This is a genomic window from Pantoea sp. Ap-967 (assembly GCF_011752565.1).
Lineage (GTDB): Bacteria > Pseudomonadota > Gammaproteobacteria > Pseudomonadales > Pseudomonadaceae > Aquipseudomonas.
In genome coordinates this window covers 53,728-78,963 of the sequence record NZ_VWXK01000003.1, presented here as the reverse complement: position 1 = coordinate 78,963, position 25,236 = coordinate 53,728, and the positions used below count along the sequence as shown (strand labels likewise).

The window sequence follows — 25,236 nt, the reverse complement described above, 5'->3', positions numbered from 1 at the left end:
AGCTCCTACAGGCTAATCGAACCCCTGTAGGAGCTGGCTTGCCTGCGATGGGCCGCAAAGCGGCCCCAGCTTTTTCCCGGTTAACAAAACATAACGTCTTGTCCGTTGTAATCGCGCAACCTTCCCCGATACGATCCCTCCAGGCTACGGCAAGCCTCTAGCACAGGCTTTTCACAGCACAGACCCACCAAGAAGAACACAACAGGGGATGGTCATGAAGGAGCGGGTGATGACGCGAGCCAGGCGTGGTGCCTGGCCGCTGGCGGCCGGTGCGATGCTGGCGCTGGCACTGGGCATGTGGGCCGACAGCGCGCAAGCTGCTGGCGCCGACGAATACTCCACCGAATCGGCCAAGGCCAGCCAGAGCCTGTTGATCGGCGCCACCCATGCCGGCAAGCGCCTGGTGGTGGTGGGTGATCGCGGGCATATCCTGTTCTCCGACGACCAGGGCGCCACGTGGACCCAGGCCCGGGTGCCTACCCGGCAGTTGCTCACCGCCGTGTTCTTCCTCGACGACAAACGCGGCTGGGCGGTAGGCCACGATGCCCAGGTGCTGGCCAGCAACGACGGCGGCGCAACCTGGAGCAAGCAGTTCGAAGACCTTGCCCGCGAAGCGCCCCTGCTCGACCTGACCTTCCTCGACGCCCAGCACGGCTTTGCCGTGGGCGCCTACGGGGCGTTGCTGGAAACCACCGATGGCGGCCAGCGCTGGAATGACATCGCCGAGCGCCTGGACAACCCCGACCAACTGCACCTCAACGGCATCACCCGGGTGCGCGATGCCGGCTTGTTCATCGTCGGCGAGCAGGGCGGCATGTTCCGCTCCAGCGACAACGGGCAAACCTGGGCCAAGGTCCAGGGCCCCTACGAGGGCTCGCTGTTCGGCGTGATCGGCACTGCCGCGCCGCGCACCCTGTTGGCCTACGGCCTGCGCGGCAATCTGTTCCGCTCCACCGACTTCGGTGACAGCTGGCAGCCCATCGCCCTCAAGGCCGCACGCGGCGAGCTCGAATTCGGCCTGGCAGGCGCTACGCTTGTCGAAGACGGCAGCCTGGTGCTGGTGGGTAATGGCGGCAGCGTGCTGCGCAGCACCGATGACGGGCAGAACTTCAGCGTCTACAACCGCGCCGACCGCATCGCCCTGGCCGGCGTCAGCGGCCTGGCCAATGGCGGCCTGCTGCTGGTGGGGCAGGGTGGCGTCCACCTGGCCGGCGCCGACGGTGCGGACCTGCCTGCCAAGGAGGTGCGGCCATGACCAGCAGGGAGAGCATCACCATGCACCCGCACCACCAGGACAAGGCCACGCTGCTCGAACGCCTGATCTTCAACAACCGCCCGGTGGTCATCGCCCTGTGCCTGCTGGTCAGCATCTTCCTGTTCTGGCAGGCCACGCAGATTCGCCCCTCGACCAGTTTCGAGAAGATGATCCCGCTGCAGCACCCCTTCATCGAACAGATGATGGAACACCGCAACGACCTGGCCAACCTCGGCAACACCGTGCGCATTTCGGTGGAGGCGGTCAACGGCGACATTTTCGACAAGGACTACATGGAGACCCTGCGCCAGATCCACGACGAGGTGTTCTACATCCCCGGCGTCGACCGCGCCGGGCTGAAATCGCTGTGGAGCCCCAGCGTGCGCTGGAGCGAGGTCACCGAGGAGGGCTTCTCCGGTGGCGAGGTGATTCCCAACACCTACAACGGCTCCCAGGACAGCCTCGACAGCCTGCGCGACAACGTGCTCAAGTCGGGCCAGGTGGGGCGCCTGGTGGGTAACAACTTCAAGTCCAGCATCGTCGACGTGCCGCTGCTGGAAAGCTTCCCCGACCCGCAGGACCCCGGCCGGCAGGTGAAGCTCGACTACCAGCAGTTCTCGCACCAACTGGAGGAGAAAATCCGCGACAAGTTCCAGGCGCAGAACCCCAACGTGAAAATCCACATCATCGGTTTTGCCAAGAAGGTCGGCGACCTGATCGATGGCCTGGTGATGGTGGCGATGTTCTTCGGCGTGGCCCTGGCGATTACCTGGGTGCTGCTGTACTGGTTTACTTGGTGCATCCGCAGCACCGTTGCCGTGCTCATCACCACCCTGGTGGCGGTGGTGTGGCAGCTGGGCCTGATGCATGCCGTGGGCTTCGGCCTGGATCCCTACTCGATGCTGGTGCCGTTCCTGATCTTCGCCATCGGCATTTCCCACGGGGTGCAGAAGATCAACGGCATCGCCCTGCAGTCCAGCGACGCCGACAACGCCCTGACCGCCGCCCGGCGCACCTTCCGCCAGTTGTTCCTGCCGGGGATGATCGCCATTCTCGCCGACGCGGTGGGCTTCATCACCTTGCTGATCATCGACATCGGGGTGATCCGGGAGCTGGCCATCGGCGCCTCGATTGGCGTGGCGGTGATCGTCTTCACCAACCTGATCCTGCTGCCGGTGGCTATTTCCTACGTTGGCATCAGCAAGAAGGCCATCGAACGCAGCAAGAAGGACGCGACCTGCGAGCACCCGTTCTGGCGCCTGCTGTCGAACTTCGCCAGTGCCAAGGTGGCGCCGGTGTCGATTGCCCTGGCCCTGGTGATGTTCGCTGGCGGCCTGTGGTACAGCCAGAACCTGAAGATCGGCGACCTCGACCAGGGCGCGCCGGAGCTGCGCCCCGACTCGCGCTACAACCAGGACAACAACTTCATCATCAGCAACTATTCCACCAGTTCCGATGTGCTGGTGATCATGGTCAAGACCCCGCCGGAAAGCTGCTCGATCCACTCGACCATGGCGCCGGTCGACGAGTTGATGTGGACCATGGAGAACACCCCGGGCGTGCAGTCGGCCATTTCCCTGGTGACGGTGTCCAAGCAGGTAATCAAGGGCATGAACGAGGGCAGCCTGAAATGGGAAACCCTTTCGCGCAACCCGGACGTGCTGAACAACTCCATCGCCCGTGCCGACGGCCTGTACAACGCCGACTGCTCGCTGGCGCCGGTGCTGGTGTTCCTCAACGACCACAAGGCCGAAACCCTGGAACGGGTGACCAGCGTGGCCAAGGCCTTTGCCGACAGCCATGACAAGCAGGGCCTGCAGTTCCTCCTGGCCGCCGGTAACGCCGGGATCGAGGCCGCCACCAACGAGGTGATCAAGTCGGCCGAGTTGACCATCCTGATCCTGGTCTACCTGTGCGTGGCGGTGATGTGCATGATCACCTTCCGCTCATTCGCCGCCACCCTGTGCATCGTGCTGCCGCTGGTGCTCACCTCGGTGCTGGGTAACGCGCTGATGGCGTTCATGGGCATTGGCGTGAAGGTTGCCACCTTGCCGGTGGTGGCCCTGGGCGTGGGCATTGGCGTGGACTACGGCATCTACATCTACAGCCGCCTGGAAAGCTTCCTGCGCGCCGGGTTGCCGTTGCAGGAAGCCTATTACCAGACCCTGCGCTCGACAGGTAAAGCGGTGCTGTTCACTGGCCTGTGCCTGGCCATTGGCGTGTGCACCTGGATCTTCTCGGCCATCAAGTTCCAGGCCGACATGGGCTTGATGCTGACCTTCATGCTGCTGTGGAACATGTTTGGCGCGCTGTGGCTGCTGCCGGCGCTGGCGCGATTCCTGATCAAGCCGGAGAAAATGGCGGGCAAACAGGGTGGTTCGATCTTCGCCCATTGAATCGTTGGGGCCGCGTCGCGGCCCCAACGGTTATACTGCCAGCTCATTTTCAAACGGTATTCCCATGTCTTCCCTCGCCACCGCCCTCGCATCCTGCGACATGCTCCTGATCGACGGCCTGCATGCCTTCGACTTCACCTGCGACGCCAACGGCCTTACCGTCGAATGCATGGACGGCCGCCAGCACCGTCGCTGGTCCTTTACCCCGGAGCAAGTCGCTGCTGCGGTTGCCAACGGTGATGAATGGCAACTGGCCGATGCCCAGGGCGAGCATCGTCTAATCTGTATGAGTGCCTTGCGTGCCCCGGATGAAGACGATGAAGAACCGGACCTGGACGAGCCTGCTGACCGCTAGCCTGATGAGCCTGACAATCACCGCCCAGGCAGCCACGCTGCTGGTGGGCAGCTACACCGATGGTCAAAGCCAGGGCATCTACCGCTACACGTTCGACACCAAGACCGGGCAGATCGCGCCCACGCCGCTGCAGGTGGTCAAGAGTGTCAGCCCCTCCTGGCTGGTGTTGTCGGCCGACCAGCGCCAGCTGTTTGCGGTCAACGAAACCGTCAATGGCCAGGTCAGCAGCTTCAGCGTCAGTGCCAAGGGCGAGATCAAGCCGCTGAACCAGGTGGCCAGCCGCGGCGACGAGCCCACCCACGCCAGCCTCAGCCGTGACCAGCGCTACCTGTTCGTCGCCAACTACGCCGTTGCCCCCAACCCGGGCGGCAGCCTGGTGGTGATCCCGGTGGCCAAGGACGGCAAGCTCAAGGAGGTGGTCCAGCAGTTGCGGCACACCCCCAGCAAGGTGAACCCCGAACGCCAGGCCGGTGCCCATGTGCATTCGCTGGTGCTGTCGCCGGATGGCCAGCACGTGTATGCCTGCGACCTGGGCGCCGACAAGGTGTTCATCTACCGTTACGACGGCGCCAGCGCCGAACACCCGCTGAGCCCGGCGATTCCCGCTGCGGTCGACCTGCCACCGGGCAGCGGTCCGCGCCATTTGCTGTTCGACGCCAAGGGCCGGCATGCCTACCTGACGCTTGAAATGAGCGGCGAAGTGGTGATGTTCGACGTCAAGGACGATGCCTTGCTTGAGCGTCAGCGCTTGCCCCTGACCGAGCGCCAGGACGCTGCGGCGAAAGCCTCCGGCGGGCTGCACCTGTCAGCCGATGGGCGCTTTCTGTACGTGAGCAACCGCGGCACGGCGAATGAGATCGTGGTATTCAGCGTGGGCAAGGACGACGGCCAGCTGAGTTTCCTGCAGCGCCGTTCGGTGGAAGGCGATCACCCACGGGAATTCGCCCTCGACCCCAGCGACAACTTCCTGCTGGTGGCCAACCAGAAAAGCAACCAGATCGTGGTCATGCGCCGCGACCCGCGCAGCGGCAAGCTGGGCGAAACGGTGCAGGCCTTCGCCCAGGACGCGCCGTCGGACCTCAAGTTCATCGAGTAGCGTTCACGCCCCTGGAAGGGGGCGTGAACTATCGATACCGCTGATAATCCCTACCAGCGCAATGAATTTCTGCAGCTCGCCTCGGCGGCGTAAGTTTGACCCAAGGCCCAAGTGGCTGAACGTCAAACTCAAAACGTCGAGGTCAGCCCCATGAACTTCAACCTTTTCCCCGTGATCGCCGCCTCTGCCATTTCCGCCTCCGTGGTGCTGCCGGCCCATGCCCATGCCGACAGCAGCAAGGCATCGGCCACCCACAGCTACACCGAGCAGTACCTGCGCCAGAGCGCCAACTTCCATGCTGCACTGAGCGCCAAGCACGGCCACTGACTCAAGCCTGACTCGGACCCTGTAGGAGCGAGCCTTGCTCGCGATGGGTCGCGCAGCGCCCCAGGTTTTCAGCTTCGCAGCCCGTATTGCCGGGGCTGCTTTGCAGCCCATCGCGAGCAAGGCTCGCTCCTACAGGGGCCATGAAATGCTTGAGACAGGTGTCTAACGTGCCATGACCGACTTGAACAGGTCCGACGCCAGCCACCCCTCCAGCCAGCTCCGCACCCGCGGATAAGCCGCCTCGGCGAACCACTGCGGTTCGACCCCGGCAAACTGGCGCATCAGGGGCAACAGCGCGGCATCGGCCAGGCTCGCCTGTTCGGCCAGCAGGAACGCCCGGCCTTCAAGCAACGTCTCAAGCTCCGCCAGCCAGGCCTCGGCCTGCTGGCGGTAGTGCTCGCGTGAATGCTCGGGGTAGCGCTCGGCATACTTGTACAGGTTCACCTGCGCCTTGAACGTGCTGTCGTTGCGGGCAATCAGCGCCTCGGCGTGCTGCGCCGCCAGCGGGTCGGCCTGCAGGCGCCAGTCTTGCGGGTCGTGCTGCTCAAGCGCCCAGCGCATGATGTCCAGGCTCTCCTCCAGTACCCCGGCACCGGTGTCGAGCACCGGCACCGTGCCCTTGGGCGACAGCGCCAGCAACGCCGGCGGCTTGTTCTTCATCGCCACCTCGACGATGTCCACCGCACAGCCGGCATAGCGCAGCGCCAGGCGCGCGCGCATGGCCCAGGGGCAGCGGCGGAACGAGTAGAGGATCACCCGCACACCTCCACATCACTCAGGCCATTGCCCTGGCGCCGTACCTGGATCTGCACCGGAATGCGCTCGTGCATTTCCTGCACGTGGGAAATCACCGCCACCTTGCGCCCCTGGGCCTGCAGGCCGTCGAGCGCGTCCATGGCCAGTTGCAGCGATTCAGGGTCGAGGCTGCCGAAGCCTTCGTCGATGAACAGCGACTCGATGCGCAACGTGCTCGACGCCATCGAGGCCAGGCCCAGGGCCAGGGCCAGCGACACCAGGAACGTCTCGCCACCGGACAGCGAGTGCACCGAGCGCAGCTCATCGCCCATTTCCGTGTCCAGCACCAGCAGGCCCAGGGCGCTGCCACCGCGCTTGAGGCGGTAGCGCCGGGCCAGCTGGCGCAACTGGGCGTTGGCGTGGTGCAGCAGCAGGTCGAGGTTGTAGCCCTGGGCGATCTTGCGGAACACGTCGCCTGAGGCCGAGCCGATCAGGGCATTCAAGCGCGCCCAGCGTTGCCACTGCTGGTAGGCCTGTTCGATTTCCCCGGCCAGGGCAGCACTGGCCTGCTGGCGGCGCTGGTCGTCGGCCTGCTGCGCACGCAGCTCCGCGCAGTGCTGTTCGTGGCCTGCCAGGCCTTCGCGCAGCGCCGCCAGGGCTTGTTCGAGGTCTTCGACCGAGCTTTCCACGCTCATCAGTGCGGCATGTTGCTGCAGGCGCTGCTCGCGCTCCTGGAACAGCACGCGGCCTTGTTCGATGGCTTTCTGCGCACTTTCCAGGCGCTGGCGCAGCTCGCCCAGCTGGGCGTCGTCCATGGCCAGCAGGCGGTCGAGGCCTGCGTCGTCCAGTTCCGGGTGCGCGGCGCGCCATTGGGCGATGTCGCCTTGCAACTGCTGGCATTCAAGCGCCAGGGCCTGCTGTTGCTGGCCGCTGGCCTTGAGTTCGGTGGCCAGTTGCACGCCCTGGGTGTGCAGGGCTTGCAGGCGCTGGGCGGTGTCGGCGTCGAGGGCGCGGGCCTGTTCCAGTTGCGTGTCCAGGTGCTGCTGCCAGGCCTCGGCGCTGGCATGCTCGCCAAGCAGTTCGGCCAGGGCGGCCTGGGCCTGCTGGCGCTGGGTGTCGACGCTGGCAAGCTGCTGGCGCGCCTGCTCCAGGGCCTGCAGCCGTGCCTGTTGCTGGTCGCGCAGTTTGTCCAGCTGGCCTTGTCGGGCCTGCTGTTCGTCCTGTTCGTCCTTGCGTTGCTCCAGCTGCTGCAGGCGTTGGGCGATCTGCTGGTCGAGGGCCAGGAATGCATGGGCCGGGTCGTCGCCCAGGGCTTTGAGCACATCGTCCGGCAGCACGCTGGCCAGGTCACTCAGGCCTTGCTGCAGTTGTTGCTCGTCGCTGGCCAAGGCTTGGTGTTGATGGTCCAGGTTGCGCTGGGCCTGCTGCTGGGCCTGCTCGGCAGCCTGCAGTTGCTGGTTGAGGCGGGCGGCATCCTTTTGCAGGGCGAGCAGGGCGCTCTGGCGCTTCTCGTCCTTGCCAATTTCTTCGTCCAGGCGCCGTAGCTGGCTGTCGAGCCAGGCGCTGCGGGCCTTGTCGTCCTGGGGCGCGAGCGCCGGCCACAGGCTGTGGGCCTGCACCTGGGCCACCAGCGGCTGCAGCTGCTCACCCAGTTGCTGTTGCTGCTGCTGGTAATCCTTGAGCTGGGCATTGACCACACCCAGCTGGGTGCGCAGCTCGACCAGCTTGCCGTTGAGGGTTTCGACCTGCTTCTGCGCCGCGTCCTCTTCGGCCTGGTCGTGGCGGCCGAGGCTTTGCAGCAACGCTTCGGGTTGGTGGAACGGGTGTTCGGCGCTGCCGCACACCGGGCAAGGCTCGCCCTCGCGCAGCTGGCCACGCAGTTCCTCGACGCTGGTGTTGCGGGCCATGCGCTGGCGTTCGAGCAACTGGCGGGTGATGTTGAGCGCTTGCTCGGCGGCCTCAAGCTCGGCCTTGGCGGCGGTGCCTTCGCCGATCAGGTGCTGGCGTTGCTGCATGGCCTGCTGCTGGCGGCCACGCAGGCTGTCGAGCTGCTGGCGCACGTCCAGTTCGCGGCCGTGCAGGCGCGACAGCTCCTCGACGGCGCGTTGCTGTTTGCGGTTGTCTTGCAACATGCCGCCGAGCAGGTCGATTTGTTCAGCCAGGGCCTGGGGCTCGGCCTTGGCTTCGCGGAACAGCAGCTCGTAGTGCTCGCGCTGGCCCTGCAGCTGGGCATTGGCCTGGCTGGCCTGGGCCTGCAGGCCCGGCAGTTCCTCACGGCCCTTGGCCAGGCGCCCGCCAATCAGCATCACTTGCTTGAGCTGAGGCAGGTAGGCCTGCCAGGCGCTGGCCAGCCCTGCCAGGTGCTCGCTGTCGGCCAGGGCGGTGTCGATCAGGGCCAGTTGTTGCTGGCTGCGCTGCTGGTTTTCTTCCAGCTGCTGCAGGTGTTGCTGGCCTTCGCCCACGTGCTGCTCGGCCTGCTGGGCGGCAGTGGTTTGCGCGGTGAGTGCTTCATCCAGGCGGGTGAGGGTGTCTTGGCCGGCGAACGCCTGGCGCAGGCGCGGGGCGTTTTCGCCGTGCTGGGCCTGTTGCTGGGCCAAGGCGTCGCAGGCGGCCGCCTGGGCCTGCTCAAGTTCGCCGGTGGCACCCTGCAGTTCACTTTGCCGGTGCTGTTGCTCGGCGATCTGCGCGCCCAGCGTTGCCAATTGCGCCGCGAGCATTTGCTGGCGGTGGAACTGGTGGCGCTGGGGGGCCAGGCGTTCCAGGCGCTGCAGGTCCAGGCGCTGTTCGGCCAGTTGCTGCCAGCCGTCTTCGGCGGCCTGCAGGGCGGTGCTGGCGGCGCTGTGCTGGGCGTGCAGCTGGCGCTGCTCCTCAAGCCAGATGCGTTGCTGCTCCAGTTGCCGCTCGCCGGCCTGGTCGGCCTTGAGCTGCTGCAGCGCCTGCTCCAGTTGTTGGTCCAGCTCGGCGCGGGCTTCACTGGCCATTGGCAGCAAGTGGCTGGCGCGGTCGTTGAGGGCTTTGTGCGCCTCGCCGGTTTCCCGTGCCTTGCTGAAGGCGCGCTGGCCGAGGCGGGTGTAGATGGCGGTGTTGGTGAGCTTTTCCAGCAGCTCGCTGCGGTCTTTGTCGTCGGCCTTGAGGAATGCGCCGAATTCGCTTTGCGCCAGCATGACCGCGCGAGTGAACTGCTCGAAGTTCAGGCCCAGGCGGGCCTCGATCAATTGCTTGTATTCGTTCTTGCCGCTGCCCAGTACCTGCTCGCTGTCCAGGTCGTACAGGCTCTGGCGGCTGTGCTGGAGCTTGCCGTTGGCTTTGTCGCGGGCGCGGTTGGCTTCCCAGCGGGCGCGGTAGCGGTGGCCGTCGATGCCCACGAAGTCGACTTCTGCAAAGCCACTGCCGGTGCCGCGGCGCAGCAGGTTGCGCGGGTCGGAGGTGGGAATTTCACCGTCGGCGTCGGGCACCTTGGCCTCGCGGCCGATGTCGTTGAGCCGCGGCACGGTGCCGAACAGGGCCAGGCACAGGGCGTCGAGCAGGGTGCTTTTGCCGGCGCCAGTCGGCCCGGTGATGGCGAACAGGCCGGCGCTGGCCAGGGGTTCGGCGGTGAAGTCGATGTCCACAGGCCCTGCCAGGGATGCCAGGTTCTTCAGGCGGATGGCGAGAATCTTCATGGCTGTTCCTCTTCTTGCTGCACGTCTTGCAGCAGCTGGGCGAAGTCGGCCAGGGTCTGCTCGTCCACGGGGCTGCCGTAGGCTTGTTCCCAGGCACGGCCGAACAAGTCATGGGGCGTCATCTGGGCCAGTTCGACGAAGGCCATGTCGTCATCCTCGGCGCTGCCGGCGCCTGCGTACTCGGCGCTGATGCGGATCAGCCGCACCGCTTTGCCATGCAGGGCGTTTTCAACCTGCTGGCGCAGGTCGGGCTGTGGTTCGTCCAGGCGTACGCGCACTTCCAGCCACGGCTGGCGGTTGGGGTCTTCCAGCAGGTCGACCACCGGCAGCTCGGCCAGCTGCTCAAGCAGCTCGCCCAACGGCGCCGGGCCGACCCGCTGCAGGGCGACCGCACGGGGGATGGGGCGCGGCTCGACGCTGACCAGCTCGGTGCCATCGAGCTCGACCTCCAGCACCTGGTGCGGGTAGTTGATTTCGGCGAACGACAACGGAATTGGCGAGCCGCTGTAGCGGATGCGGGTTTCGCGGTTGACCTTCTGCGGCTTGTGCAGGTGGCCGAGGGCGACGTAGCTGATGGCCTTGTCGAACAGCTTGGCCGGCAGCGCCTCGGCGTTGCCGATGATCAGGCTGCGTTCGGAGTCTTCCGACACTGCGCCACCGGCCATGTGCGCGTGGCTGATGGCGACCAGTGCCTGGCCCTGCTTGCGCTTTTTCTGGGCGGCGGCGATCAGCTGCTGGTGCACCTGGGTGATGCCTTGCAGGTAGTCCTCGCCCAGTTGCGGGCCGGTGACTTCGGCCGGGCGCAGGAAGGGCAGGGCGAGGCACCAGGCGGCGACCTTGCCACGGCCATTGGTCAGCGGGATCAGCAGGCGTTCGGTGTCCAGCTGGCCTTCGTCGAGCCAGTGCACGCGGCCCAGGGCATGGGTGCGCAGGCGGCGCATCAGCGCGGCGGGCAGCTCGATGCGCGAGCCGGAATCGTGGTTGCCGGCGATCATCACGATGTCCAGTTTCGGCTGTTGCTCATGGGCCTGGACGATGAAGTCGTAGAGCCGTTCCTGGGCTTTGACCGGTGGGTTCACCGTGTCGAATATATCCCCGGCGATCAGCAGCGCGTCTGGCTGGCGCAGCTGCAGCTGGCCGAGCAGCCAGTCGAGGAAGCAGGCGTGTTCGAAGTCGCGTTCCTGGCCGTGCAGGCTTTGGCCCAGGTGCCAGTCGGAGGTGTGAAACAGACGCATGGATGACCTGTTGGAAGGGAGCTGGGGGGCTTTGGGGTTGGGGCGGTATGGTAACGCAAGTGCAGGTTGGCCTGTACCGGCCTCTTCGCGGGCAAGCCCGCTCCCACAGGGATACCATTTCCCGTGGCCTGTGGGAGCGGGCTTGCCCGCGAAGAGGCCGGTACGCTCAATGCATCATTTCGGATACAGCGGCGGCAAGCTCCCGCTTTCCCCGGCCGGCAACAACACCTGCTCGGCCGGTGGAATGGTGCCGATCGCCCGCCACAGGTCCTCACCTTGCCAATACTGCCCGCTCTCGCTGTACAACGCCCCGTTCAGCCCATCCAGGGCATCCGACAACGGCACGAAACGCGCCGCCATCTCAGCCAGGGTTTCCGGCTGCTGCCGGGCCCAGGCGTCCAGCGCCTGGCGGGTGGCCTGGGGGTCGTTGGCCAAACACGCGCGCTTGAGGTCGTCCAGCAGCGTGCGTGGGCTTGGGCCGTTCTGTGCGGCGCGCAGCACCGCCGGTTGCGAGCGGGCGCGCCACCACAGGGCGAACCCAAGCAGCGTGGTCAGGGCGAACACCATCGTTGCCAGCTGCCATGGCCACAGCAGCGGGTTGCCAGCGCTGCTGTCGCCCACCGGCGTGTCCGCGCTCAGGGCCGGGTTGTCTTCCACGTTCAGGGTGCGCGCCGGCAGGCTGCTGTGCTCCAGGTGATCCTCGCGGGTGTTCCACCAGGTGATTTCCAGCGCCGGCAGGGCCAGCTCGCCGCTGTGGGTCGGCACCAGCGCCTCGCGCTCTTCGCGGTTGGCGGTCATGCCGCGTTCGTTGATTTCATTGCGCAGCACCGGTTGGTCCGGGTAGCGGCGCAGGCCGACGATTTCGGTGGCCGGCAGTTGCGGCAGCTGGGTGCTCGACAGGCCCTCGGCACGCAGGGTGATGCTGCGGGTCAGCGAATCGCCGATTTGTGGCTGCTGGCTGGCGGGGTCGGGGCTCCAGTGTTCTTCCAGGTTCAGGCTGCGCGCTGGCAGCCAGGGCACACCGGCCGGCCAGGCCGCCGGGATCGCCCGCACGGTCAGGTGCAGGGGCAGTGAACTGACCTGCACCTGGCGCCCGGCCCGCGGCGTGCCCGCGCCTTGCTGGGGGTCGGCGGCGGCGGTGGCGGTGAAGGTCAGTGGTGGTATGTCCAGGCTGCCGCTTTGCTGCGGGTACAGCGCGTAGCGAGTTTCGATCACGCCGTGGCGTACACCGTTGATTTCCTTTTCATAGGTGCGCGACTCACCCAGCGGTTCGACCTTGGCGTTCTCCAGCTGCAGGGGGCTGAGGCTGCTGTCGTCGTACAGCGACACCGAATGGTAGATGCGCAGGGTCAGCACCGCCTGGGCCTGGACGTACACCTCGGTGTTGTCCAGGGTGGCTTCGACGAACACCTGAGACGCGCTGTCCGGGCGGCTGGCATCGGCCTGCAGCACCTGCAGGTCGATGGCCTGGCTGCGCGACTGGCCCAGTTGCAGCTCGGGGATCTGCAGGCTGCCACTGCGCCGTGGCAGCAGGGTGATGATCCAGCGGGTGCTGGCGCGGGTTTCCCCGTCCAGGGTGTGCAGGCTGTTCAACTGGCGCGTGCCGCGCACCTCGAAATCAGGCTCCAGGGCACGCAGGTCGGGCTTGCCGAACTGGGTCACGTCCTGGCTTTCGAGGGTCAGTTCAAGGGTTTCGCCGGCTTGCACGCGGGTGCGGTCGACGCTGGCTTGCAGCGCCGGTACGGCCTGGGCCATGGCGGCCCAGAGCAGGCTGAGAAGAAAGACGCCGAAGCGACTCATCGTGTTTTTTCCTGATGCAATTGCTGTTCATACCAGAATTTGCGCCGCAGCAGCTCCGCCGGGTTGTCGGGGATCTCCCGCAGCCATTGTTCCAGGGCCTGGCGCTGTTCGGCATCGAGGCTGGTCGACACCGGGCGCTGCGGCGGCTGGGTAATGCTGTCGTCGTCACTGCCTTGGTTGCCGGGCCCGGCCTGGCTGTTGCCGCTGCCTTCGCCGGGTTGTTCGGCGCTGGCCTGTTGTTCATTGCCGGGCGAGCCTTGGGCAGGGCTGCTGGCCGAGCTGCTGTTGCCTTCCGTTTCGCTGCCGGGCGTGCCCTGGGCATCGGGGTTGGCAGGTTGCTCCTCGGCCTGGGCCTGGCGTTGTTGCAGCAACTGTTGCACCAGCGCCTGGTTGGCCAGTGCCGGCTGCAGGTCGGGCTGGCGTTCCAGGGCCTGTTCGTAGGCGTCCAGGGCGGCTTCCAGCTCGCCGCCGCGGGCCAGGGCATTGCCTCGATTGTAGTGGGCGGCGGCGCTGTTGCCTTGGGCGAAGGCTTGGGCGGCACCGGCATAGTCGCCGGCCTGGTACAGCGCCATGCCCCGCCACAGGGGGTTCTGGAAGTGTTCGGCAGCCTGCGCCGGGTGGTTCTGTTGCAGCAGGCGCTGGCCCTGTTGGTCGGGGCGCAGCCACAGGTCGTTGAACTCCAGGGCCTGGCTTGGCTGCGGCAGGGCCAGCAGCAGCGGCAGGCAGAACAGCCAGCCACGGCGCCCGGCGCAGGCGGCCAGCAACAGCAGGGGAATCAGCAGCCAGTAACCCTGGTCGGCCCAGCTGTCGAGCTGCAAGGTGTGGCCATTGTCGTCGCGCAGGCTGTGCGGGGTGTCGAACAGGCCCAGGCCGCGCAGGTCGAGGTCGTCGATGCGGGCGTGGCGGTAGCGCCCGCCAGTGCCGTTGATGAAGGCCTTGAGGCTGGCGCTGTCCAGGCGCGGCACCAGGATGCCGCCCTGGTCGTCCTTGAGGAATTCGCCATTGGCCTGGCGCACCGGCGCCCCCTCGCGGCTGCCGATGCCCAGCATCAGCAGGCTCGGCCCCTGGCGGCCCAGGGCCTGGGTGATGCCCTGGCGTTCAGCGGCGCTCAATGCCGAGCCCACCAGCAGCAGGCGGCCCTGGCCCAGGCCGCTTTGGGCCAGCAATGCCAAGCCCTTCTGCACTGCAAGGTCGGCGCGCTGGCCGGCTTGCGGCATGATCGACGGGTCGATGGCTTCGAGCAGGTTGCGCGTGGTGCCCAGGTCGTCGGACAGCGGCACCAGGGTGTGCGCCGAGCCTGCGTAGACAATCAGCGCAGTCTGGCTGTCGCGGCGGTGTTCAAGCAGGTCGAGGATCTTGCGCCGGGCCTGCTCCAGGCGGTTGGGCGTCATGTCTTCGGCGAGCATCTGCGGGGTCAGTTCCAGCAGGATCACCAGCGGGTCGGCCGGGCGCTGGCGGGTTTCCTCAAGGCGCTGCCAGCTTGGCCCCAGCAAGGCCAGCAGCACCAGCAGCCAGGCCAGGCCCAGGGCGACCCACGGCAGTTTACTGGTGCTGCCGCTGCCGCCGCCGAGCAGCACCGGGTGGAAGGCCGGCGGCAGGATCATCTGCCAGCGCCCGGCACGCTTTTGCCGGTGCCACAGCTTGTACAGCAGCCAGGCGAGCAGCGGCAGGACCAGCAGCCAGAGCGCGCGCAGCCATTGTGGCCATAGGTCGATCATCGCCGCCTCCTCAGGCGCAGGCGCTTCAGGCGCTGGCGCCACTCCGGGTGGGGTTGCAGGAAGCGTGGCCGGCGCAGCAGCCGGTGCAGCAGGTGGTCGGGCCATTGCACCGCCACCACCAGCAGCACGCTCAGCAGCAGGGCCAGGGCCAGCGGCCAGACGTACAAGGCCTTGGCAGTACGCGCCTGGGTCGGTTGCTGGGCCACCGGTTCAAGCTGGTCGAGGGTATCGCCGATGGCGCTCAGCTCGGCGCCGTCGTGGGCGCGGAAATAGGCGCCGTGGGTGATGTCGGCAATTTCCCGCAGCGAGGCTTCGTCCAGGTCCAGGCTCGGGTTCAGCCCGAGCAGGCCAGGGGTGCCATTGGCGTCGGGGTTCGAACCGATGCCGATGGTGTAGATGCGCACGCCTTCCTGGGCGGCCAGGCGGGCGGCGGTCAGTGGGTGGATCTGCCCGCCGTTGTTGGCGCCGTCGGTCACCAGTACCAGCACCCGGCTCTGTGCCGGGCGCAGGCGCAGGCGCTTGACGGCAAGGCCGATGGCGTCACCGATGGCGGTGTTCTTGCCGGCGATGCCGATTTGCGCTTCGTCGAGGAAGGTGCGCACGGTACGCCGGTCGAACGTCAGCGGGGCTTGCAGGTAGGCCTGGCTGCCGAACAGGATCAGGCCAACGCGGTCGCCCTCGCGGTCCTGGAGAAAATCGCCGAGCAGCGACTTGACCAGGTCCAGGCGGCTGATGTCTTCGTCCTTCCACTGCATGTCGGGGAAGTCCATCGAGCCGGACACGTCCACCGCCACCAGCAGGTCGCGGCCACTGGCGGCCACCGGCACCGGGTCGCCCAGCCATTGCGGGCGGGCGGCGGCCAACAGCAGCAACAGCCACACCACCACGAACGGCGCCTGCTGGCGAAGGGTTGGCAGGTTCAGCCGCGCCCGGCGCCCGGCCAGGCTTTCGAGCTCATCGAGAAAGCCCACCTTGAGCACCGGCTCGCCGCTGTCGGCAGCGGGCAGCAGCAAGCGCATCAGCCACGGCAGCGGCAGCAGCAGGAAGATCCACGGCCAGGCCAGTTCAAACATGTTTGCGGATCCAGGTCTCGACCGCCTGGCTGAGCCCGGCGATGGCCTTGTCGTCGAGCTTGCACTCGGGTTTGTAGGCACCTTCGACCAGCACCATCCAGCGGGTGAGGCCGGCCGCCGGGCAGCGGTTGTCGAGAAATGCCAGCCACTGGCGGCCGTTCAGGGTGTGGCTGTTGGCGCCGGGGTAATGGTTGCGGCACAGGCGCTTGAGCAGCGCATTGATCTGCTGCAGCCAGGCGCCGGCCGGGGCGCCGTCGTAGGGGCGCGGCAGCCGGGCCAGTTCGGCCAGGGCTTCGGCGCGTACCGGGTCCAGCGGTTGCTCGGCGCGCACCGGCAAGCGCTTGCCCGGGCGCCAGCGGCGCAGGCGCCACAGGCCCCAGGCCAGCAGCGGCAGCAGGGCGAGCAGCAGCCACCAGCCCGGCGCAGGCGGCCACAGGCCGATCGGCGCAGGGGCGATCAGCGGTTGCAGCTGGTCCAGCGGGTTCATGTGGCGCTCCGCGGGCGCTGGGCATTCAGGTACTCGCGCAATTGCTCGATCATTTCGCTTTGGGTGCTCAGGGGCATCAGCAGCACGCGCAGTTTCTGCGCCATCAGCTCCCAGCGCTCCACCCGCGCCTCGGCCTGTTGGCGGTAGGCCTGGCGCAGGCTGGGGTCGAGGGTGTCGAGTTCCAGTTGCGCGCTGCGCTGGGCGAAGCGCAGCAGGCCGGCGGCGGGCAGGGCATGGTCGAGCGGGTCGGACACCGGCATCAGCAGCAGGTCGCAATGGCGCGACAGCATGGCCAGGTGTTGCTCGGCCTGGGCGCTGAGCGAGCGTTCGTCGCAGATGACGATGGCCAGGCTGCCGGGGCGCAGCACTTCGCGCGCACGGCGCAGGGCAAGGCCCAGGCTGTCGGCCTGGGGCGCGGCTTCGGTGTGCAGCGCCTGGTTCACCTTGGCCAGGCGGTTTAGCAATTGCAGCAGGCTCTGCTTGCTGCGCCGGGGCTTGATTTCGTGGTGTTCGTTGTCGCCGAACACCAGGCCGCCGATGCGGTCGTTATGGCCCAGCGCCGCCCAGCCAAACAGCGCTGCGGCCTGGGCGGCGAGCACCGACTTGAACTGCAGCCCCGAGCCGAAGAACAGCCGCTGGCTCTGTTCGACCAGAATGAAGATCGGCCGCTCGCGCTCCTCGTGGAACAGCTTGGTGTGCGGCTCCTGGGTGCGTGCGGTCACCCGCCAGTCGATGTTGCGCACGTCGTCACCGGCCTGGTAGACGCGCACCTGGTCGAAGTCCACCCCGCGCCCGCGCAGTTTCGAGTGGTGCAGGCCCACCAGCGGGCTGCGCTGGCCGGGGCGGGAAAACAGCTGGATTTCGCGCACGCGGTGACGCATGTCGATCAGTTCGGCCAGGCCGATGCGGATGCCGTGTTCGGCCAGGTGCGCGGTGGGCATGGGTCAGGCGACGGCAACGACGTCGAGGATGCGCTGCACCACGCGGTCCTGGTCGATGCCGGCGGCTTCGGCCTCGAACGACAGGATGATGCGGTGGCGCAGCACGTCGAACAGCACGGCCTGGATGTCTTCGGGGCTGACGAAGTCGCGCCCGGCCAGCCAGGCGTGGGCCCGTGCGCAACGGTCCAGGGCGATCGAGCCTCGGGGGCTGGCGCCGTAGGCGATCCAGTCGGCAAGCTCGGTGTCGAACTTGGCCGGGGTACGGGTGGCCATGACCAGCTGCACCAGGTATTCCTCCACGGCATCGGCCATGTACAGGTTGAGGATTTCCTTGCGCGCGGCAAAGATCGCCTGCTGGCTGACCCGCCGCTCGGGTTTCACCTCGCCGCCCAGGGCCTCGCCGCGGGCCTGGGCGAGGATGCGCCGTTCCACGGCAGCGTCCGGGAAGCCGATTTTCACGTGCATCAGGAAGCGGTCGAGCTGGGCCTCGGGCAGCGGGTAGGTGCCTTCCTGCTCGATCGGGTTCTGCGTGGCCATCACCAGGAACAGCGGCGACAGGTCGTAGGTGCTGCGGCCCACGCTGACCTGGCGCTCGGCCATGGCCTCAAGCAATGCCGACTGGACCTTGGCCGGGGCGCGGTTGATTTCGTCGGCCAGCACCAGGTTGTGGAAGATCGGCCCCTGCTGGAACACGAAGCTGCCGGTTTCCGGGCGGTAGATCTCGGTGCCGGTGATGTCGGCGGGCAGCAGGTCGGGGGTGAACTGGATGCGGTGGAACTGCGCCTCGATGCCCTCGGCCAGTTCCTTGATGGCCTTGGTCTTGGCCAGGCCCGGCGCACCCTCGACCAGCATGTGGCCGTCGGCGAGCAGCACGATCAGCAGCCGTTCGACCAGTTTCTCCTGGCCTAGGATCTGGGAGGAAAGAAAGGTGCGCAGCGCGATCAGCGCTTCACGGTGTTCCATCGGCGGCGGTTCCTGGGTGTGCGCCAGAACGCGAACGGCCTGGCAGGGGGACATACTTTAATCTATCCGTAGTGCCGCGTCGAAATCTGCACGTGGGGCTTGTGGGGTCGGCTGATGGTGCGCGTCTGCTGTTTATCGCTTTCTGGTGGCTTTTGGCGCGAACCGGAGCGTGACGATGAACAGGCAAGAGCATTGCGTACGGGTGGGCATTTTCTTTGACGGCACGGGCAATAACCAGGCTGACCCGGCCCGGGCCCCCAGCAATATCGCGCTATTGCACAGGCTTTACCCGCAGGGCACGGTGGCGGGCCAGGTGTACTTCAAGGTGTATATGGAAGGCATCGGCACCACGGCGGGTGCTGCCGATTCGCTATATGCCATGGCCACCGGAAAGGGGGCAACGGGGGTGCTGGCGCGTGTCGAGCAAGCCTTGGCCGCGGTTGCCGGGCAGCTGCGTCAGGGGGCGTTGCCGGCGCGGGTGGAATTCGACCTGTTCGGCTTCAGCCGCGGCGCGGCGGCGGCCAGGCACCTGGCCAACCGCTTGAGTGGCAACCAGGGCCTGCCGGGCGAATTGCAGGGCCCCTGCACGATCAACTTCATTGGCCTGTTCGACACGGTGGCCGCCATCGTCGAGCCGCTGCGCGGTGACTTCGATCCGGCCGACGCCCGTAACGGCAGCCTGCGCCTGGGCTTGGGCGAGGGCATTGCCCGGCAGGTGGTGCAACTGGTGGCCAGGGACGAACAACGGCGCAATTTTGCCTTGATGCGCAGCGGCAACGATATCGTCGTGCCAGGCGTGCACGCCAACATCGGCGGCGGTTACCCGGCATCCACCCGCGAGCAGGTGCTGTTGAGCAAGCCAGGTTCCAGCCGCGTGCCGCAGCGGGTGCCAGCTGAAAAGACCCAGGCCTACGCCCAGGCCCAGGCGCTGCTGGCCGAACTGGGCGAGCCAGGGGCACGGGTGCTGACCTGGGACGTGGCGCTGGGCGATGCCTGGGCGCGCCGGGACGCACCGGAAAAGCAGGTGTATGCGGCGGTGTACCGGGAGCGTGAAGTCAGCGGGCACCTGTCGCGGGTGTACCTGAGCATCATGCGTGAGCTTGGCCTGCGCGGCGGAGTGCCTTTTCTGCCCATGGGCGATGACGAGGCGTACCGGGTGCCGGGCGAGTTGCAGGCCATCAGCGACCAGCTGCATGAGCATGTGCTGGCTGGGGGGCGGGTGTTGTCGGCCGAGGAAGAGGCGTGGCTGCGCGAGCGGTATGTGCATGCCTCGGCGCATTGGAATGCGCTGAGGGGCGTGCGCAGCGGCGCGCTGGAGGTGTTGTTCGTCAACCGGCCTGCGCAGGGGGGCAGGGTGGTGCACGACAACCCGGTTTGACAATGCCAGCAGGCGCCCTGCAATTGCGTGGTTACAATTTTGGGTAGGAGCGAGCGTAGCTCGCGATGGGCTGCAAAGCAGCCCCAGCGTCATGAGCCGCGAAGCTGGAAACCTGGGGCCGCTGCGCGCCCCATCGCGAGCTACGCTCGCTCCTACAAGGGCGCGGTTGGGGCTCGGTGTCAGAGCTCGCTGACGAAGGTGCCGGTGCCATCGAGGATATTGCGCAGGGTCAGCGCCACCTCTTCCAGGTCGGTTCCCGCCGATGTCAGCACGATCTCCAGTGCCTCGTCTCCCTTCAACGCATCGCGGTCCCCGGCCGCCACCTCGATCAGCAGGCGCTGGGCGCTGAGCGTCACCTTCAAGCCATCGAGCGTCGACGGTTCGTCATCCAGGGTCAGGTCGACGGTGTCCTCGTCCGGGTAGCGGGTCAGCAGGAACATCTGCCCCTTGTCGCTGTGGCAGCACAAGGTGGCCATGTTGTCTTCCTCGTCATCGCAAGGGGTGGCGAACAGCACGGCGGTCTTGATTTGCATGGTTACGGCTCGGCTTGGTGGAAATGAAGGGGAATTCTGACAGCCTTGTACCCATCCATAAACGTAAAGTTGCCAGCCCTTGACCGAAATTGTCGCAGCACCGCAAGCGGCAATGACCGATCAGTCGTTAAGCTTCGGCGAGCCCGGAACGTGCCCGTCGCGTTCCCTGTCTGGTTTTTTGCCGTCCGCCTTGCCCGGTGTTGACTATCGTTGATCCGTAATTGGCGGACGCACGCGACGCTTCAACTACTACAAAGCCCAAGCGGAGTACCACAGATGGCGTTCTTCACCGCAGCCAGCAAAGCCGACTTCCAGCATCAACTGCAAGCGGCCCTGGCGCAGCACATCAGCGAACAGTCCCTGCCACAAGTGGCACTGTTCGCCGAGCAGTTCTTTGGCATCATCTCTCTGGACGAACTCACCCAGCGCAGGCTGTCCGACCTGGCCGGCTGTACCCTTTCTGCCTGGCGCATCATCGAGCGCTTCGACCCCGAACAGCCGCAGGTGCGGGTGTACAACCCCGACTACGAACGCAATGGCTGGCAGTCGACCCACACCGTGGTCGAGGTGCTGCACCATGACCTGCCGTTCCTGGTCGACTCGGTGCGCACCGAGCTCAACCGCCGCGGCTACAGCATCCATACCCTGCAAACCACCGTGCTCAGCGTGCGCCGTGGCGCCAAGGGCGAGCTGGCCGAGCTGCTGCCCAAGGGCAGCCAGGGCGAAGGCGTGCAGCATGAGTCGCTGATGTACCTGGAGATCGACCGCTGCGCCAATGCTGCCGAGCTGAACGTGCTGGCCCGCGAGATCGAGGCGGTGCTGGCCGAAGTGCGCGTGGCGGTGGCCGACTTCGAGCCGATGAAGGCCAAGCTGCGCGAGGTGGTCGCCCTGGTGGAGAACACCGCCTACGGCCCGGCCCAGCACGAGAAGGGCGAGGTCAAGGCCTTTCTCGAATGGCTGCTGGACAACCACTTCACCTTCCTTGGGTACGAAGAGTTCACCGTGCAGGGCGATGCCGCCGGTGGCCAGATGGTCTATGACGAGCCGTCGTTCCTCGGCCTGCCGCGCCGCTTGCGCGTGGGTCTGAGCGCCGAGGAGCTGCGCATCGAAGACTACGCCGTGGCCTACCTCAACGAGCCGCTGCTGCTGTCGTTCGCCAAGGCCGCACTGCCTAGCCGCGTGCACCGCCCGGCCTACCCGGACTACGTGTCGATCCGCCAGCTGGACGCTGCCGGCAAGGTGGTCAAGGAACACCGCTTCATGGGCCTGTACACCTCGTCGGTGTATGGCGAAAGCGTGCATGCCATCCCGTACATCCGCGTCAAGGTCGCCGAAGTAGAGCGCCGTTCGGGCTTCGACCCGAAAGCCCACCTGGGCAAGGAGCTGGCCCAGGTGCTCGAAGTGCTGCCGCGCGACGACCTGTTCCAGACCCCGATCGACGAGCTGTTCAACACCGTGATGTCGATTGTGCAAATTCAGGAACGCAACAAGATCCGCGTGTTCCTGCGCAAGGACCCGTACGGCCGCTTCTGCTACTGCCTGGCCTACGTGCCGCGGGAAATCTACTCCACCGAAGTGCGGCAGAAGATCCAGCAGGTGCTGATGGAGCGCCTGAAGGCCAGCGACTGCGAATTCTGGACCTTCTTCTCCGAATCCGTGCTGGCGCGCGTGCAACTGATTCTGCGGGTCGACCCGAAGAACCGCATCGACATCGACCCGCAGCAGCTGGAAAACGAAGTGATCCAGGCCTGCCGCTCGTGGCATGACGATTACTCGGCACTGGTGGTCGAGAACTTCGGCGAGGCCCAGGGCACCAACATCCTCGGCGACTTCCCCAAAGGCTTCCCGGCCGGTTACCGCGAGCGCTTCCCGGCGCATTCGGCGGTGGTCGACCTGCAGCATGTGCTGGCGCTGTCGGAAAGCAAGCCCCTGGCCATGAGCTTCTACCAGCCGCTGACCCGCCTGGGCGACCGCCTGCTGCACTGCAAGCTGTACCACGCCGACACCCCGCTGGCGCTGTCGGACGTGTTGCCGATTCTGGAAAACCTTGGCCTGCGCGTGCTCGGTGAATTCCCCTACCGCCTGCGCCATGCCAGCGGCCGCGAGTTCTGGATCCACGACTTCGCCTTTACCTACAGCGAAGGGCTGGACCTGGACATCCAGCAGCTCAACGACACCCTGCAGGACGCCTTCGTCCATATCGTCAACGGCGACGCCGAAAACGACGCCTTCAACCGCCTGGTGCTCACCGCTGGCCTGCCATGGCGCGACGTGGCGCTGCTGCGCGCCTATGCCCGCTACCTCAAGCAGATTCGCCTGGGCTTCGACCTTGGCTACATCGCCAGCACCCTGAACAACCACACCGACATCGCCCGCGAGCTGACCCGGTTGTTCAAAACCCGCTTCTACCTGGCGCGCAAGCTGGCCAACGATGACCTGGACGACAAGCAGCAACGCCTGGAGCAGGCGATTCTCACCGCCCTGGACGATGTTCAGGTGCTCAACGAGGACCGCATCCTGCGCCGCTACCTGGACCTGATCAAGGCCACCCTGCGCACCAACTTCTACCAACCCGATGGCAACGGGCAGAACAAGCCGTACTTCAGCTTCAAGTTCAACCCCAAGCTGATTCCCGAGCTGCCCAAGCCGGTGCCCAAGTTCGAGATATTCGTCTACTCGCCACGAGTCGAGGGCGTGCACCTGCGCTTTGGCAACGTTGCCCGCGGCGGCCTGCGCTGGTCGGACCGCGAGGAAGACTACCGCACCGAGGTGCTGGGCCTGGTCAAGGCACAGCAGGTGAAGAACTCGGTGATCGTGCCGGTCGGTGCCAAGGGCGGCTTCCTGCCACGGCGGCTGCCGCTGGGCGGCAGCCGCGACGAGATCGCCGCCGAGGGCGTGGCCTGCTACCGCATTTTCATCTCGGGCCTGCTCGACATCACCGACAACCTCAAGGACGGCGGCGTGGTGCCGCCGGCCAACGTGGTGCGTCACGATGACGACGACCCCTACCTGGTGGTGGCTGCCGACAAAGGCACCGCGACTTTCTCCGACATCGCCAACGGCATCGCCATCGACTACGGCTTCTGGCTGGGCGATGCATTCGCCTCCGGCGGCTCGGCCGGCTACGACCACAAGAAGATGGGCATTACCGCCCGCGGCGCCTGGGTGGGCGTGCAGCGCCACTTCCGCGAACGCGGCATCAATGTGCAGCAAGACCCGATCACTGTGATCGGCGTGGGCGACATGGCCGGCGACGTGTTCGGCAACGGCCTGCTGATGTCCGACAAACTGCAACTGGTGGCGGCGTTCAACCACCTGCACATCTTCATCGACCCGAACCCGGACCCTGCCACCAGCTTTGCCGAGCGCAAGCGCCTGTTCGACCTGCCGCGCTCGGCCTGGAGCGATTACGACACCAGCATCATGTCCGAAGGCGGCGGGATCTTCCCGCGCAGTGCCAAAAGCATCGCCATCAGCCCGCAGATGCAGCAACGCTTCGCCATCGAAGCCGACCGCCTGACCCCCACCGAACTGCTGCATGCCTTGCTCAAGGCACCGGTCGACCTGCTGTGGAACGGCGGCATCGGCACCTACGTCAAGGCCAGCAGCGAAAGCCATGCCGACGTTGGCGACAAGGCCAACGACGCCCTGCGGGTCAACGGTAACGAACTGCGCTGCAAGGTGGTGGGCGAGGGCGGCAACCTGGGCATGACCCAGCTCGGCCGGGTCGAGTTCGGCCTCAATGGCGGCGCCACCAACACCGACTTCATCGACAACGCCGGCGGCGTGGACTGCTCCGACCACGAGGTCAACATCAAGATCCTGCTCAACGAAGTGGTGCAGGGCGGCGACATGACCGAGAAGCAGCGCAACCAGCTGCTGGGCAGCATGACCGACGAAGTCGCCGGCCTGGTGCTGGGCAACAACTACAAGCAGACCCAGGCACTGTCGCTGGCGGCCCGCCGTGCCCGCGAGCGGATTGCCGAATACAAGCGCCTGATGGCCGACCTTGAAGGCCGCGGCAAGCTGGACCGGCCCATCGAGTTCCTGCCGTCGGAAGAGCAGTTGGCCGAGCGCCTGGCGGCTGGCCAGGGCCTGACCCGCGCCGAGCTGTCGGTGCTGATTTCCTACAGCAAGATCGACCTCAAGGAGCAGTTGCTCAAGTCGCAGGTGCCTGACGACGACTACCTGACCCGCGACATGGAAACCGCCTTCCCGCCGTCGCTGGTCAGCAAGTTCGCCGAGGCCATGCGCCGCCACCGCCTCAAGCGCGAAATCGTCAGCACCCAGATCGCCAACGACCTGGTCAACAACATGGGCATCACCTTCGTGCAGCGCCTGAAGGAGTCGACCGGCATGAGCCCGGCCAACGTCGCCGGGGCCTATGTGATCGTACGTGACATCTTCCACTTGCCGCACTGGTTCCGCCAGATCGAGGCGCTGGACTACCAGGTGCCGGCGGAAATTCAGCTGACCCTGATGGACGAGCTGATGCGCCTGGGCCGCCGCGCCACCCGCTGGTTCCTGCGTAGCCGGCGCAACGAGCAGGATGCCGGGCGCGACGCCGCGCACTTCGGGCCGAAAATCGCCCAGCTGGGGCTCAAGCTCGACGAACTGCTGGAAGGCCCGACCCGCGAACGCTGGATGGTGCGCTACCAGGGCTTCGTCGACGCCGGGGTGCCAGAGCTGCTGGCGCGCATGGTGGCGGGTACTACCCACCTGTACACCCTGCTGCCGATCATCGAGGCCTCGGACGTCACCGGGCACGACCCGGCGCAAGTGGCCAAGGCGTTCTTCGCCGTGGGCAGCGCGCTGGACCTGACCTGGTACCTGCAGGAAATCAGCAACCTGCCGGTGGAGAACAACTGGCAGGCCCTGGCCCGCGAGGCGTTCCGCGACGACATCGACCTGCAGCAGCGGGCGATCACCATTTCCGTGCTGCAGATGGCCGACGCGCCAGAGGACATGGACGCCCGCGTGGCGCTGTGGGCCGAGCAGCACCGGGTGATGGTGGAGCGCTGGCGCGCCATGCTCGACGACCTGCGCAATGCCACGGGCACCGACTATGCGATGTACGCGGTGGCCAACCGCGAGCTGGTCGACCTGGCCATGAGCGGGCAGGCGGCGGTGGTGCCTTCCTGAGCCTTGCGGTCAGTGAGTAAAAAGCCCCGGCAGTGATGCCGGGGCTTTTTTTGTTCAGCTGTGCCGGCCTCTTCGCGGGGCAAGCCCGCTCCTACAGGTTGCTTGTAGGAGCGGGCTTGCCCCGCGAAGAGGGCCGCTCA

The 25,236-nt window shown here is 66.5% G+C and carries 17 protein-coding genes; 7 read left to right on the top strand and 10 right to left on the bottom strand.

Annotated elements, in window-relative coordinates; translation table 11 throughout:
• The first annotated feature begins 229 nt into the window (after positions 1 to 229).
• The 5 genes from F3J45_RS04615 (at position 230) to F3J45_RS04595 (ending at position 5,429) form a co-directional block, all read left to right on the top strand.
• Complete coding sequence (locus tag F3J45_RS04615) at positions 230 to 1,255, top strand: YCF48-related protein (protein WP_205300403.1); 1,026 nt, start codon at positions 230 to 232, stop codon at positions 1,253 to 1,255.
• Between the two features lie 20 nt (positions 1,256 to 1,275).
• Positions 1,276 to 3,651, top strand: a complete 2,376-nt coding sequence (locus F3J45_RS04610) for an RND family transporter (protein WP_167058678.1) — start codon at positions 1,276 to 1,278, stop codon at positions 3,649 to 3,651.
• Positions 3,652 to 3,715: 64 nt separating this feature from the next.
• Positions 3,716 to 4,006 (top strand): DUF5629 family protein, encoded by a 291-nt coding sequence (locus tag F3J45_RS04605; protein WP_167058063.1) that lies wholly within the window; start codon positions 3,716 to 3,718, stop codon positions 4,004 to 4,006.
• A complete protein-coding gene (locus tag F3J45_RS04600) occupies positions 3,969 to 5,102 on the top strand; it encodes a lactonase family protein (RefSeq protein WP_205300402.1) in 1,134 nt (377 codons plus the stop codon). The genes F3J45_RS04605 and F3J45_RS04600 overlap by 38 nt, the downstream gene beginning before the upstream one ends.
• Before the next feature lie 150 nt (positions 5,103 to 5,252).
• Positions 5,253 to 5,429, top strand: coding sequence for a hypothetical protein (locus F3J45_RS04595; protein ID WP_167058057.1), 177 nt, complete (start codon positions 5,253 to 5,255; stop codon positions 5,427 to 5,429).
• 162 nt (positions 5,430 to 5,591) lie between these two features.
• On the opposite strand, the gene F3J45_RS04590 is transcribed toward F3J45_RS04595, so the two are convergent.
• The 9 genes from F3J45_RS04590 to F3J45_RS04550 all read right to left on the bottom strand — a co-directional run bounded on the left by F3J45_RS04590 (position 5,592) and on the right by F3J45_RS04550 (position 18,043).
• A complete protein-coding gene (locus F3J45_RS04590; protein ID WP_167058054.1) occupies positions 5,592 to 6,185 on the bottom strand; it encodes a glutathione S-transferase in 594 nt (197 codons plus the stop codon).
• Positions 6,182 to 9,826, bottom strand: a complete 3,645-nt coding sequence (locus tag F3J45_RS04585; protein WP_167058051.1) for an AAA family ATPase — start codon at positions 9,824 to 9,826, stop codon at positions 6,182 to 6,184. The genes F3J45_RS04590 and F3J45_RS04585 overlap by 4 nt, the downstream gene beginning before the upstream one ends.
• On the bottom strand, positions 9,823 to 11,061 hold the full coding sequence (locus F3J45_RS04580; protein WP_167058048.1) for an exonuclease SbcCD subunit D C-terminal domain-containing protein: 1,239 nt from the start codon (positions 11,059 to 11,061) through the stop codon (positions 9,823 to 9,825). The genes F3J45_RS04585 and F3J45_RS04580 overlap by 4 nt, the downstream gene beginning before the upstream one ends.
• Before the next feature lie 174 nt (positions 11,062 to 11,235).
• Entirely contained in the window at positions 11,236 to 12,861 is a 1,626-nt protein-coding gene (locus tag F3J45_RS04575) for a BatD family protein (protein ID WP_167058045.1), read from the bottom strand.
• Positions 12,858 to 14,579 (bottom strand): tetratricopeptide repeat protein, encoded by a 1,722-nt coding sequence (locus tag F3J45_RS04570; protein WP_167058042.1) that lies wholly within the window; start codon positions 14,577 to 14,579, stop codon positions 12,858 to 12,860. The genes F3J45_RS04575 and F3J45_RS04570 overlap by 4 nt, the downstream gene beginning before the upstream one ends.
• Positions 14,576 to 15,652, bottom strand: coding sequence for a VWA domain-containing protein (locus F3J45_RS04565; protein ID WP_167058039.1), 1,077 nt, complete (start codon positions 15,650 to 15,652; stop codon positions 14,576 to 14,578). The genes F3J45_RS04570 and F3J45_RS04565 overlap by 4 nt, the downstream gene beginning before the upstream one ends.
• Positions 15,645 to 16,139 carry a DUF4381 domain-containing protein gene (locus F3J45_RS04560; protein WP_167058036.1) on the bottom strand — a complete coding sequence of 165 codons (495 nt, stop codon included), beginning with the start codon at positions 16,137 to 16,139 and terminating at the stop codon, positions 15,645 to 15,647. Before F3J45_RS04560 ends, F3J45_RS04565 begins: the two co-directional genes overlap by 8 nt.
• Positions 16,136 to 17,080, bottom strand: a complete 945-nt coding sequence (locus F3J45_RS04555; protein WP_167058033.1) for a DUF58 domain-containing protein — start codon at positions 17,078 to 17,080, stop codon at positions 16,136 to 16,138. The genes F3J45_RS04560 and F3J45_RS04555 overlap by 4 nt, the downstream gene beginning before the upstream one ends.
• A 3-nt stretch (positions 17,081 to 17,083) precedes the next feature.
• Complete coding sequence (locus F3J45_RS04550; RefSeq protein ID WP_167058030.1) at positions 17,084 to 18,043, bottom strand: MoxR family ATPase; 960 nt, start codon at positions 18,041 to 18,043, stop codon at positions 17,084 to 17,086.
• A gap of 175 nt (positions 18,044 to 18,218) precedes the next feature.
• Between F3J45_RS04550 and F3J45_RS04545 the strand changes: the two genes are divergently transcribed.
• Positions 18,219 to 19,421, top strand: coding sequence for a DUF2235 domain-containing protein (locus F3J45_RS04545; protein ID WP_167058027.1), 1,203 nt, complete (start codon positions 18,219 to 18,221; stop codon positions 19,419 to 19,421).
• 179 nt (positions 19,422 to 19,600) lie between these two features.
• Here F3J45_RS04545 and F3J45_RS04540 read toward each other — a convergent pair whose 3' ends face one another.
• Positions 19,601 to 19,954 carry a hypothetical protein gene (locus F3J45_RS04540; protein ID WP_167058024.1) on the bottom strand — a complete coding sequence of 118 codons (354 nt, stop codon included), beginning with the start codon at positions 19,952 to 19,954 and terminating at the stop codon, positions 19,601 to 19,603.
• Between the two features lie 276 nt (positions 19,955 to 20,230).
• Between F3J45_RS04540 and F3J45_RS04535 the strand changes: the two genes are divergently transcribed.
• Positions 20,231 to 25,096, top strand: coding sequence for an NAD-glutamate dehydrogenase (locus F3J45_RS04535; RefSeq protein WP_167058021.1), 4,866 nt, complete (start codon positions 20,231 to 20,233; stop codon positions 25,094 to 25,096).
• The last annotated feature ends 140 nt before the right edge of the window (positions 25,097 to 25,236 follow it).